This window comes from Streptomyces sp. 8L, from assembly GCF_020176795.1.
Classification (GTDB): Bacteria; Actinomycetota; Actinomycetes; order Streptomycetales; family Streptomycetaceae; genus Streptomyces.
This window is the reverse complement of record NZ_JAIUKE010000058.1, coordinates 1-11,284: the sequence shown is the minus strand read 5'-3', so window position 1 is coordinate 11,284 and position 11,284 is coordinate 1. Positions and strand designations below refer to the sequence as shown.

General features: G+C 73.2%; 11 protein-coding genes and 1 pseudogene. 5 read left to right on the top strand and 7 right to left on the bottom strand.

From position 1 onward, the window contains the following. Positions 1-81 precede the first annotated feature (81 nt). From LCE31_RS07005 to LCE31_RS06990, 4 genes are all read left to right on the top strand, one after another. The gene (locus LCE31_RS07005) at positions 82-801 is read left to right on the top strand and encodes a GntR family transcriptional regulator (protein ID WP_225013118.1); all 720 of its coding nucleotides are present in this window, start codon (positions 82-84) and stop codon (positions 799-801) included. A gap of 71 nt (positions 802-872) precedes the next feature. Next, the gene (locus tag LCE31_RS07000) at positions 873-1,799 is read left to right on the top strand and encodes an ADP-ribosylglycohydrolase family protein (RefSeq protein ID WP_263631530.1); all 927 of its coding nucleotides are present in this window, start codon (positions 873-875) and stop codon (positions 1,797-1,799) included. A gap of 86 nt (positions 1,800-1,885) precedes the next feature. Beyond that, positions 1,886-3,397, top strand: a complete 1,512-nt coding sequence (locus tag LCE31_RS06995) for a purine-cytosine permease family protein (RefSeq protein ID WP_225013116.1) — start codon at positions 1,886-1,888, stop codon at positions 3,395-3,397. Further along, positions 3,394-4,362 carry a PfkB family carbohydrate kinase gene (locus LCE31_RS06990; RefSeq protein ID WP_225013115.1) on the top strand — a complete coding sequence of 323 codons (969 nt, stop codon included), beginning with the start codon at positions 3,394-3,396 and terminating at the stop codon, positions 4,360-4,362. Before LCE31_RS06995 ends, LCE31_RS06990 begins: the two co-directional genes overlap by 4 nt. Positions 4,363-4,567: 205 nt before the next feature. Here the strand turns inward: LCE31_RS06990 and LCE31_RS06985 are convergent, their stop codons facing one another. From LCE31_RS06985 to argC, 5 genes are all read right to left on the bottom strand, one after another. Beyond that, positions 4,568-5,113: an arginine repressor gene (locus LCE31_RS06985; RefSeq protein ID WP_225013114.1), complete on the bottom strand. Its 546-nt coding sequence runs from the start codon at positions 5,111-5,113 to the stop codon at positions 4,568-4,570. 25 nt (positions 5,114-5,138) lie between these two features. Next, positions 5,139-6,389 (bottom strand): acetylornithine transaminase, encoded by a 1,251-nt coding sequence (locus LCE31_RS06980; RefSeq protein ID WP_308042225.1) that lies wholly within the window; start codon positions 6,387-6,389, stop codon positions 5,139-5,141. A gap of 92 nt (positions 6,390-6,481) precedes the next feature. Beyond that, positions 6,482-7,432: an acetylglutamate kinase gene (gene argB / locus LCE31_RS06975; RefSeq protein WP_225013112.1), complete on the bottom strand. Its 951-nt coding sequence runs from the start codon at positions 7,430-7,432 to the stop codon at positions 6,482-6,484. Beyond that, positions 7,429-8,646: a bifunctional glutamate N-acetyltransferase/amino-acid acetyltransferase ArgJ gene (gene argJ, locus LCE31_RS06970; protein WP_225013111.1), complete on the bottom strand. Its 1,218-nt coding sequence runs from the start codon at positions 8,644-8,646 to the stop codon at positions 7,429-7,431. Before argJ ends, argB begins: the two co-directional genes overlap by 4 nt. Further along, entirely contained in the window at positions 8,643-9,671 is a 1,029-nt protein-coding gene (gene argC, locus LCE31_RS06965) for an N-acetyl-gamma-glutamyl-phosphate reductase (protein WP_225013110.1), read from the bottom strand. The genes argJ and argC overlap by 4 nt, the downstream gene beginning before the upstream one ends. Before the next feature lie 228 nt (positions 9,672-9,899). Here argC and LCE31_RS06960 point away from each other — a divergent pair, with 228 nt between their 5' ends. After that, positions 9,900-10,382, top strand: coding sequence for a hypothetical protein (locus LCE31_RS06960; RefSeq protein ID WP_374118421.1), 483 nt, complete (start codon positions 9,900-9,902; stop codon positions 10,380-10,382). A 163-nt stretch (positions 10,383-10,545) separates the two neighbouring features. On the opposite strand, the gene LCE31_RS06955 is transcribed toward LCE31_RS06960, so the two are convergent. Together LCE31_RS06955 and LCE31_RS06950 are read right to left on the bottom strand one after the other, a co-directional pair. Beyond that, complete coding sequence (locus LCE31_RS06955) at positions 10,546-10,704, bottom strand: hypothetical protein (RefSeq protein WP_225013109.1); 159 nt, start codon at positions 10,702-10,704, stop codon at positions 10,546-10,548. A 182-nt stretch (positions 10,705-10,886) separates the two neighbouring features. Next, positions 10,887-11,284 (bottom strand): annotated as a pseudogene (locus LCE31_RS06950) (LLM class flavin-dependent oxidoreductase); the annotation flags it as partial.

Sequence of the window (11,284 nt, the reverse complement as noted above, 5' to 3'; positions counted from 1 at the left end):
TGCCTGGACAGGTCTATAGGTGCCGGGAAAGACACCCCGGCACCTATAGACCTGTCCAGGCATGTCCATTACGCTCTAGACATGCCTGGACAGGTTTACAAGCATCATCGCATCGCCCGCGTTCTCGCCGACGAGATCAGGGCCGGTGTGCACAGCACCGGCGAGCGGCTGCCCGGGGAGCACGCGCTCACCGAGCGGTTCGGTGTCAGCCGCACGACGCTGCGGCAGGCGCTCCAGGTCCTCGGCGAGCAGGGCCTGATCGCCACCCATCCCGGCATCGGCTCGCTCGTCACCTTCGACGGTACGCCGCTGGACAACCGGCTCGGCTGGACGCGCTCCCTCGCGGGGCAGGCGACCGAGCTGGTCACCGAGGTGCTGCGGTTCGAGACCGTCCGCGACCCGGCGCTCGCCGCGTCGCTGGACACCGGCTCCGACGCGTTCGTCGCGCTCGACCGGGTCCGGCGGCTCGCCGACGGCGCCGGGGTGTCGCTGGAGCTGAGCCGTGTGCCCGCCGTGGGCGCCCTCGCGGACCTGCCCCGCCGCGGGCTCACCGACGGGTCGCTGAACAAGACGCTGCTGGCCGCGGGCCGGATCACCGAATCCGGTGACGGCCAGGTGTCCGTACGCGGCCTCGACGAGGCCGAGGCCGCCACCCTGCACCGCCGTCCCGGCGAGTCGTTCCTGCACCTGGCCCAGGTGTACCGGGCCGCGGACGGGTCCGTCGTCGAACAGGTGACGAGCCTTCTCGACCCCGCCAGGTTCCAACTGCACGTCCACTCGGGGCGAGGAGACCGCCAGTGACCATCGACAGCACCACCCGCGACCGTGCCCTCGGCGCGTTCTACGGCCTCGCCCTCGGCGACGCGCTCGGCATGCCCACCCAGGTCATGTCCCGGCGCGAGGTCGTACGGGCGTACGGCACGCTCACCGGCTTCGCGCCCGCGGGCCCGGACAACCCGGTCAGCGCCGGGATGCCGGCGGGCTCCGTGACCGACGACACCGACCAGGCCGTCATCGTCGGCGAGCTCCTCGTGGAGGGCGGCGGCCACATCGACCCGCTGCGCCTCGCGCACGAGCTGCTGGACTGGGAGAAGGGCATGAAGGCGAAGGGCTCCTTCGACCTGCTCGGCCCCTCCACCAAGGCCGCTCTCGACATGGTGGCGCGCGGCGTGCCGCCCGAGGAGGCCGGCCGGTACGGCACCACCAACGGCTCCGCGATGCGCGTCACACCGGTCGGGATCGCGTTTCCCGCGCGGCCCACGGAGGCGTTCCTCGACCGGGTCGTGGAGTCCTGCCAGGTGACGCACGACACGACCGTGGGCATCGCGGGCGCGGCGGCCGTCGCCGCCGCCGTCAGTACGGGCGTCGGTGGTGGCACGCTGGAGGACGCGGTCGCGGCCGCCGTCGAGGCGGCCGGGGCGGGCGCGGAGCGCGGCCACTGGATCGCGGGCGCCGACATCGCGTCCCGTATCGCGTGGGCGTGGGAGCTGGTCGGCGGCGTTCCCGAGGCGGAGGCGCTGGACCTGGTGTGTTCGCTCGTCGGGACGAGTGTGGCCAGCCAGGAGTCCGTACCGGCCGCTTTCGCGGTCCTCTCCGTCGCCGGGGGCGACCCGTGGCGCAGCACCCTGCTCGCGGCGAACCTCGGCGGCGACAGCGACACCATCGGTGCGATCGCGGGAGCGGGCGCCGGCTCGGTGGCGGGGCTCTCGGCCCTGCCCGCCGACGCCGTCGACACCCTCCGCACCGTCAACGATCTTGAGCTTGAGCCCCTCACGGAGCGCCTGCTCGCGCTGCGCTGACCCTTGTCGGCGCAGCCCTCGCGCCACCGGTGCCCCACCGGTGTGCGCGACACCAGTCCCTCCGTAAGAGGCAAGGAGGTTCCGTCATGACCGCTTCGACGACGAACGATCACGTCGGTACCAACGCATCGGCGTCCGCCAACGAGCAGGTCGGCGCCATCGAGACCCGCGGGATCGAGCCGGTCCCCGACCAGGAGCGGCACGGCCGCGCGAGCCAGATGTTCTGGACGTGGTTCGCCGCCAACATCTCCATCCTCGGGCTGCCGCTCGGCGCCACCCTGGTGGCGTTCCGCGGTCTGAACATCTGGCAGGCGATCCTGGTCGCCGTCATCGGGTCCGTCGGGTCGTTCGCCCTGGTCGGCATCCTCAGCCTGGCGGGCAAGAAGGGCGGCGCGCCCGCGCTGACCCTGTCCCGCGCGGTGTTCGGGCAGCGCGGCAACGCCGGGCCCACCCTGATCAGCTGGCTCAGCAGAGTGGGCTGGGAGACGATCACGACGACGACGGCCGCGTACGCGCTGCTCGCGCTCGTCCAGTGGGTCTTCGGCTGGCACCAGAACACCGTGCTGACGGTGGTCTGCCTGCTCGTCTTCATCGGCTGCACACTGCTGATCAGCGGCCTCGGCCATGCCACGATCATGTGGATCAACAAGTGGGCGACCGTCGTCTTCGGTGTGCTGAACCTGATCGTGATGGGCTTCCTCGTCGCGACCGTGGACTGGGACAAGGTCCTCGGCGTGCACGCGGGCCCGATCAGCAGTGTGGTCGCCGGTGTCGGCTTCATCGCCGCCGGTACGGGCATCGGCTGGGCGAACGCGGGCGCCGACTACGCCCGCTACCTGCCGCGCAGGCTGCCAGGCGGCAGGCTGGTGACGGCGTCGGCGTTCGGCGCGGGCATCCCGCTCGTACTGCTGATCTCGCTCGGTTCGCTGCTGTCGGCCGGGGACACGACCCTGGCGAGCGCGTCCGACCCGGTCTCCGCGATCAACGGCATGCTGCCGTCCTGGATGGCCGTGCCGTATCTGATCGCGGCCTTCGGCGGGCTGCTGATGTCGAACCACCTGTCGACGTACTCGGCGGGTCTGACGATGCTGACGCTGGGGCTGAAGGTCCCGCGCCACCTCGCGGTGACCGTGGACGTCGTGCTGATGTTCTTCGGCGGCGTCTACTTCATGCTGATCGCGAAGGACTTCTACGGTCCGTTCTCGACGTTCCTGACGCTGCTGGCGGTGCCGATCTCGGCGTGGGTCGGTGTGATCCTGGTGGACATGGCGCGCGGGCGCGCGTACGACCCGGCGGGGCTGATGAACACCACCCGCACCAGCCGCTACTGGTACACCGGCGGTTTCCGTGTGCCGGCCGTCCTGGCGTGGGCGGTGGCGATCGTGATGGGCCTGCTGTTCACGGAGGCCTCGACGAGCGCGACGGACGTGTGGTTCTCCGGCCCGTGGGCGCACACCTGGCTGGGCACGAACGGCCTCGGCTGGGCCATCTCGATGGCCGTGGGCGCGCTGCTGTACGCGGTGCTGGGACGGCGCCCGGCGGCGGCGTCCGAGGAGCAGGCCGCCGAGCCGGCCGAGCTGGAAGGGGCGCGCGGGTGAGCGGGCGGCTGATCCTCGCGGGCAATGTGATCGCCGACCTGGTGATCGAGGTGCCGGCACTGCCGGAGCGCGGCGGCGACGTCATCGGCTCGCGGACGGAGCTGACGGCGGGCGGCGGCTTCAACACGCTCGTGGCGGCGGGCCGGCTCGGCGCGGAGACGGTCTTCGCCGGACTGCACGGCACCGGCCCGTACGGCGACCTGGTGCGCGCGGCGCTCGCGGCGGAGGGCGTACGGCCGCTGCTGCCGGCCAGGACGGACGGCGACACGGGCTTCACGGTGGCGCTGGTCGACGCGGGCGGCGAGCGGACGTTCGTGACGAGCTTCGGCGTGGACGCGGAGATGACCGCGGACGACATGGCAAAGGTCGCGGCGGAGGTACGGGCCGGGGACCTGGTGCAGCTGTCGGGCTACGGCCTGGTGATGCCGGTGAACGGCCCGCTGCTCTCGGCGTTCGCGGCGGCCCTGCCCGGCGGTGTGACGCTCTGCCTGGACCCGGCCCCGCTGGTCGCGGACATCCCCGCGGCCGTGCTCGGTCCGGTGCTCGCCCGTACCGACTGGCTGAGCGCCAACGCGCGCGAGGCGTCGCTGATGTCGGGGCTCGCCGAGCCGGGCCCCGCGGCGGCGGCGCTGCGCGCGCGGCTCGCGCCCGGCGCGGGGGTCCTGGTGCGGGCGGACAAGGACGGCTGCTGGCTCGCGCCGCCCGACGGCTCGGCACCGGCGCACGTCGCGGGCTTCCCGGTGGCGGCCGTGGACAGCAACGGCGCGGGGGACGCGCATGTGGGCGCGTTCCTGGCGCTGCTGGGCGAGGGCGCCGCGCCCGCGGTGGCCGTACGGGCCGCCAACGCGGCGGCGGCGTACGCGGTGACGCGGCGCGGCCCGGCCACGGCCCCGACCCGCGCCGAGCTGATCGCGTTCGCGCGGGAGGCGGGCGCCGCGGACGTGGTGGCGCTGCTCGGCGGGTGACGAGACCGCCGGCCGGCCCGGGGGTCACGTCCCGGGGCCGGCCGGCTTCCCCGGCGGGCGTCCGCGCGGCGCGGGCCGGGGTACGCGAAAGGGGCGGGGAGCCCAGGTGCCCGACGACACCGTGCTCCCCGCCCCTTCGCCGTACGTGCTCGCCGCACCGGCGCGAGCCGCGGGCCCCGGGACGGAAAGGCGCCCGGCCGGCGCCTCAGCGGGCTTCGCGCTCGCGGCCCGTCTCCGCCAGTTTCAGCAGGTGGTCGGCGAGTGACTGCCCGCCCTGCGGGTCGCGGCTGATGAGCATCAGCGTGTCGTCGCCCGCGATGGTGCCGAGGACGTCGCGCAGCTCGGCCTGGTCGATGGCGGACGCCAGGAACTGGGCCGCGCCGGGCGGGGTCCGCAGCACCACGAGGTTCGCGGACGCCTCGGCCGAGATGAGCAGTTCGCCGGCGAGGCGGCGCATGCGCTCCTCCTTCACCGACTCCCCCAGCGGCGCGTGCGGGGTGCGGAAGCCGCCCTCGCTCGGCACCGCGTAGATGAGTTCGCCGCCCGCGTTGCGGATCTTGACCGCGCCGAGCTCGTCCAGGTCGCGGGAGAGCGTGGCCTGGGTGACGGTCAGTCCGTCGTCCGCCAGCAGCCGCGCCAGCTGGCTCTGCGAGCGGACCGGCTGCCTGCCCAGGATGTCCACGATCCGGCGGTGCCGGGCCATTCTCGTCTGGGGCAGGGAAGGACCGCCTTGCTGCTGCGGCTCACTCATCGTCGTCGTCTCATCTCAGTTCGGCTCAGTTCGGCTTGGGCCTGTCTCCCTCGTGCTTCGCCGCCACGTCCCCCGCGGCGGCCAGGGCCGCGTCCAGGACGCCCGGCAGCGCCCGCAGGAACCCGTCGGCCTCGCCGTCCCCCACGATCAGCGGCGGCATCAGCCGTACGACGTCGGGAGCGGGCACGTTCACCAGGAAACCGGCCTCCTGAGCCGCCCGCTGCACCGCCGGCGCGAGCTGCTCCGTGAGCACGATACCGAGGAGCAGCCCCGCACCGCGGACATGGGAGACCAACGGGTGGCCGAGCCCCTCGACGCCCTCACGGATTTTCTCACCGACACGCTTGACCCCGTCGAGCGCGCCGTCCGCGCCGAGCGTGTCGAGCACCGCGAGTCCGGCCGCGCAGGCGACCGGGTTCCCGCCGAACGTCGTGCCGTGCTGACCCGGCTTCAGCAGGTCGGCCGCCGGGCCGAACGCGAGGGCCGCGCCGAGCGGCAGCCCCCCGCCGAGGCCCTTGGCGAGGGTGACGACATCGGGCTCCACGCCCTGGTGGGACTGGTACGCGAACCACTGTCCCGTACGTCCGACGCCCGTCTGCACCTCGTCGAGGACGAGCAGGGTGCCCGTGGCGCGGGTGATCTCGCGGGCCGCCTCCAGGTAGCCCTTCGGCGGGACGACCACGCCCAGTTCGCCCTGGATCGGCTCGATGATCACGAGCGCGGTCTGTTCGGTGACGGCCGCCCGCAGCGCGTCGGCGTCCCCGAACGGGACGTGCGTGACATCGCCGGGCAGTGGCGCGAACGGCGCCCGCTTGCCCTCCTGGCCGGTCAGCGCGAGCGCGCCCATGGTGCGGCCGTGGAAGCCGCCGACGGTGGCCACCATGTGCGAACGGCCCGTCAGCCGGCCGATCTTGAACGCCGCCTCGTTGGCCTCCGCGCCCGAGTTGCAGAAGAACACGCGCCCCGGGCGGCCCGCCAGCTGGACGAGCCGCTCCGCGAGCGCCACCGGCGGCTCGGCGATGAAGAGGTTGGAGACGTGCCCGAGCGACGCGATCTGGCGGGACACGGCGTCGACGACGGCGGGGTGCGCGTGCCCGAGCGCGTTGACGGCGATACCGCCGACGAAGTCCGTGTACGCGGTGCCGTCGGCGTCCCACACGGTGGTGCCCGAGCCGCGTACGAGGGACAGCTGCGGTGTGCCGTAGTTGTCGGCCATGACGCCCCGCCAGCGGCGGGAGAGCGCGTCGTTGCCGCCGGTGCCCGTGCTGCTGGTGATGTCCGTACCGCCCGTGCTGCCGGTGCTGTCGGCGCTGCCGGTGCTGCCGGTGCTGTTGACGGGCTCGGTCGCGCCGGTGGCCGCGTTGTCGCTCACTGTGCGCCCCCTCCTGTGGTGTGCGGTGCCCCGGCGCCTTCGCCGGCGCCCGGTGCGTGCGCTTCGTCCGGTACGACCATCGTGCCGATGCCCTCGTCGGTGAAGATCTCCAGCAGGATCGAGTGCGGGACGCGCCCGTCGATGACGCGCGCCGTCGACACACCGCCGCGCACCGCGTACAGGCAGCCCTGCATCTTCGGCGCCATCCCGCTGGACAGATCGGGCAGCAGCTTCTCCAACTGGTCTGCGGTGAGGCGGCTGATGACGTCGTCGCTGTTCGGCCAGTCCTCGTAGAGGCCTTCCACGTCCGTGAGGACGACGAGCATCTCGGCGCCGAGGGCGACGGCGAGCGCGGCGGCGGCGGTGTCGGCGTTGACGTTGTAGACGTGGTGGTCGTCGGCGCTGCGGGCGATGGAGGAGACGACCGGGATGCGCTCGTCGTCCAGCAGGGTGGTGATCAGGCCGGTGTCGATCGCGGCGATCTCTCCGACCCGGCCGATGTCGACCAGTTCGCCCTCGATGCGCGGCAGGTGCTTGGTCGCGGTCATGGTGTGGGCGTCCTCGCCGGTGAGGCCGACGGCGTGCGTGCCGTGCGCGTTGAGCAGCCCGACCAGCTCGCGCTGGACCTGGCCCGCGAGCACCATGCGCACGACGTCCATCGCCTCGGGCGTGGTGACGCGCAGGCCCGCCCTGAACTCGCTGACCAGGCCGTGGCGGTCGAGCTGCGCGTTGATCTGAGGACCGCCGCCGTGCACGACGACCGGCTTGAGTCCTGCCTGCCGCAGGAACACCACGTCCTGCGCGAACGCGGCCTTCAGGTCGTCGTCGACCATCGCGTTGCCGCCGAACTTGACGACGACGACCTTGTTGTTGTGCCGGACCAGCCAGGGCAGCGCCTCGACGAGGGTCTGGGCCTTGGGGAGCGCGGTGTGCTTGCGTGTGCTCATGAGCTGTACGCGCTGTTCTCGTGGACGTAGTCGGCGGTGAGGTCGTTGGCCCAGATGACGGCCGACTCGTCGCCCGCGGCCAGGTCCGCGGTGATCCGGACCTCGCGGTAGCGCATGTCGACCAGGTCGCGGTCCTCGCCGACGGAGCCGTTCTTGCACACCCAGACGTCGTTGATGGCGACATTCAGCCGGTCCGGTTCGAAGACGGCGCCGGTCGTGCCGATCGCGGACAGCACGCGGCCCCAGTTGGGGTCCTCGCCGTGGATGGCGCACTTGAGGAGGTTGTTGCGGGCGATGGAGCGGCCCACCTCGACGGCGTCGTCCTCGCTGGCCGCGCCGACGACCTCGATGCGGATGTCCTTGGAGGCGCCCTCGGCGTCGCCGATGAGCTGGCGGGCGAGGTCCGCGCAGACCTCGCGCACGGCCTCGGCGAACGGCCCGTACTCCGGGGTCGCGCCCGAGGCGCCGGACGCGAGCAGCAGCACCGTGTCGTTGGTGGACATGCAGCCGTCGGAGTCGACGCGGTCGAAGGTCGTACGGGTCGCCTCGCGCAGCGCGCGGTCCAGCGCCGGGGCCTCCACGTCGGCGTCGGTGGTCAGGACGACGAGCATGGTGGCGAGGCCGGGGGCGAGCATGCCCGCGCCCTTGGCCATGCCGCCGACGCTCCAGGCGCCGCCGGGGCCGGTAGCGACGGCCGTCTTGTGGACGGTGTCGGTGGTCTTGATGGCGAGGGCGGCCTTCTCGCCGCCGTGCTCGGACAGCTCCGCCGCGGCCTTGCCGATGCCGGGCAGCAGCTTGTCCATGGGCAGCAGCTCGCCGATCAGCCCGGTGGACGCCACGGCGATCTGGCCGGCGCCGACGCCGTCGGCCGAGCCGCCCGCGGCCTCCCCCGCCGAGCCGGCGGCGAGGGTGCCAAGGGCGCTGAGGACCTCGGCGGCCTTCTCCGCGGTGGCGTGGGTGTCCTGGAAGCCCTGGGGGCCGGTGCAGGCGTTGGCCCCGCCGGAGTTGAGGACGACGGCGGCGATCTCACCGCCCCGTACGACCTGCTCGGACCAGAGCACGGGCGCCGCCTTGACGCGGTTGGAGGTGAAGACGCCGGCGGCGGCCCTGCGGGGTCCCTTGTTCAGGACGAGGGCCAGGTCGGGGCCCCCGTTCTGCTTGATTCCCGCGGCGATGCCCGCCGCGGCGAATCCCTTCGGTGCGGTGACGCTCACGGCGCGACTCCGATCGTGGAAAGTCCGGTGCCCTCAGGCAGCCCGAGGGCGATGTTCATGCTCTGCACGGCGCCGCCGGCAGTGCCCTTGGCAAGGTTGTCGATGGCGCTGATCGCGATGATCCGGTTGGCGTGCGGATCGTGGGTGACCTGGACCTGTACGGCGTTGGAGCCGTAGACGGACGCTGTGGCGGGCCACTGCCCCTCGGGGAGCAGTTGGACAAACGGTTCGTCCGCGTAGGCCTTCTCGTAGGCGGCACGGACGGCCTGGGCGGTGGTGCCGGGCCTCGCCGTGGCGGAGCAGGTGGCGAGGATGCCGCGGGGCATGGGGGCGAGGGTGGGCGTGAAGGACACGGTGACGTACTCGCCGGCGACGCCGCTGAGGTTCTGCGTGATCTCGGGGGTGTGCCGGTGCCCGCCGCCGACGCCGTAGGGGGACATGGAGCCCATGACCTCACTGCCGAGCAGGTGCGGCTTGGCCGACTTGCCGGCGCCCGACGTCCCGGACGCGGCGGTGATCACGGCCTCGGGCTCCGCGAGCCGCGCGGCATAGGCGGGGAACAGCGCGAGCGAGACGGCCGTGGGGTAGCAGCCGGGCACCGCGATGCGCTTGGTGCCCTCGAGCGCGGCGCGGGCGCCCGGCAGTTCCGGCAGGCCGTAGGGCCAGGTCCCGGCGTGCGCGGAGCCGTAGAAGCGCTCCCAGTCGGCGGCGTCGCGGAGCCGGAAGTCGGCCCCCATGTCGACGACGAGGGTCTCGGCGCCGAGCTGCTCGGCCACGGCCGCGGACTGCCCGTGCGGCAGCGCGAGGAAGACGACGTCGTGCCCGGCGAGCGTCTCGGCGCTCGTCTCTGCCAGCACGCGCCCGGCGAGCGGGGGCAGATGCGGCTGGAGCGCGCCGAGGAGCTGCCCGGCGTTGGCGTTGCCGGTGACCGCGCCGATCTCGACCTCGGGGTGCCCGAGCAGTACTCGCAGCACCTCACCTCCGGCGTACCCACTGGCGCCGGCCACTGCCACACGTAGAGCCATCTCGAAGAGCCTCCCTCTCAATGGCATGACTATACGTATAGCCGCACTTTTATGCAACGGTGAGGGCGGCGACCGCGCCCGGCTTGAACGGTGCGAGTACCGACGCCGGCACCCCGCACTCTTCGCCCGGACGTCGCTCCGATGCTGTTGTCATGCTCACGATTCTCGCTACCGTAAGGGCCCGCACGGCCGGCACATCGCGCCCGGCCCGCCACCGCAGGAGGCCCCGTGTCCATCCGTCCCCGCCTGCTCGCGATCCCCACGCTCGCCGCGGCAGCCACCCTCGTGTTCGCGGCCCCGTTCGCCGAGGCCGGCGGCACGAAGATGTCCCAGTCGGCCGCGGCGGCCAAGCTGTCCGCCGCGGGCATCACCTGGAGTTCCAGCGGCAACTGCACCACGCGCTCCAACGCGACGTGCACGTCCTTCGACCAGATCAACTCCGGCACGGTCGACGCCATGATCACGCTGAAGGGGGCCAGTGGCTGCGCGATCAACATCACCGGCGGCACGGAGGTCGGCCACGCCTCGGGCACCTACAGCCACTACAACGGCTACAAGGTCGACCTCGCGCACAACTCCTGCATCGACGGCTACGTGCACAACAGCTTCGCGTACATCGGCTACCGCGGCGACGGCTATCCGCAGTGGCAGGCCGCCTCCGGCAACCTCTACTGCGACGAGGGCAACCACTGGGACGTCACCGTCTACTGACCCCGCCCCGCGGGCCCGGACCCGTCCGACGCGTCCGATCCGTCGGGCCCGCCCGGCCACATCGGCGGTGCGGCAGGTGCCGGTCCGGCGCGACCCAGGGGCGGTCGGCCGACGCATACGCATACGGCGCGAGGCGCGACCCTGAGGCAGGGGGCGGGGCGGGTTACTCCTCGCGCTCGTACTCGGCTTCGGCCCGCTGCGCGTCGAGGTCCTTCTGCGCGGTCTCGTACACCTCGTGCACCACCTCTTCGACCTCGCCCTCCGGCGAAGGACTCTCGATTTTCGTGAGGCGCTCGACCCAGATCTCGGTGGTGTCGGCCATGACTCCAACTCCTCACCCGCCGTGGGAGGGGCACCGGCGGCCGCCGAGGTCTCCCCGGCGGGCGGCACGGCCGCTCCGTTCCGGCCCGCCGCATCCGCCGCCGCCCTCACCTGCGAGGCTACGCCTCCCGTGCCGTTTCGGGTGGGGGCCGGGACGGCCGCTTCAGCACCCCCCGGGTCAGGTCAGTGCGCCTGGGCGGATGCGCCGATGAGCTCGTCGGCGACCCACCGTGCGACGCCCTCGGGATAGGGGGCGGGCAGCCCGAGGACGATGTGCTGGAATCCGGCACCGGTCGCCGCGTCGATCGCGCGCCGGGTTTCGCCGGGACGCTCGTAGGAGACCGGCAGGACGATGGACCGGGTGATCGAGGCGGGGTCGCGGCCGATCTCCTCGCAGAAGCGGTCCAGCAGCGCGCCACGGGCGGCACCGTCCTCGATGCCGCCAGGCATGTTCCACACGTCGGCGTGGGGGGGCGCCCCCCCGCGTGTGGCGGCCGCGCGCCCCCCCCGCAACCGGGGCGGGGGGGGGGGCGGGGCGGGGGGGGGGGGGGGGGGGGGGGGGGGGGGGCGGCCCGGGCTGG

Bases quoted from the DNA above. Each gene is read 5' to 3' on its own strand.
- LCE31_RS06955 (WP_225013109.1), bottom strand. From the start codon at position 10,704: ATGGCCGACACCACCGAGATCTGGGTCGAGCGCCTCACGAAAATCGAG.
- LCE31_RS06985 (WP_225013114.1), bottom strand. From the start codon at position 5,113: ATGAGTGAGCCGCAGCAGCAAGGCGGTCCTTCCCTGCCCCAGACGAGA.
- LCE31_RS07005 (WP_225013118.1), top strand. From the start codon at position 82: ATGCCTGGACAGGTTTACAAGCATCATCGCATCGCCCGCGTTCTCGCC.
- LCE31_RS07000 (WP_263631530.1), top strand. From the start codon at position 873: ATGCCCACCCAGGTCATGTCCCGGCGCGAGGTCGTACGGGCGTACGGC.
- argB (WP_225013112.1), bottom strand. From the start codon at position 7,432: ATGAGCACACGCAAGCACACCGCGCTCCCCAAGGCCCAGACCCTCGTC.
- LCE31_RS06995 (WP_225013116.1), top strand. From the start codon at position 1,886: ATGACCGCTTCGACGACGAACGATCACGTCGGTACCAACGCATCGGCG.
- argC (WP_225013110.1), bottom strand. From the start codon at position 9,671: ATGGCTCTACGTGTGGCAGTGGCCGGCGCCAGTGGGTACGCCGGAGGT.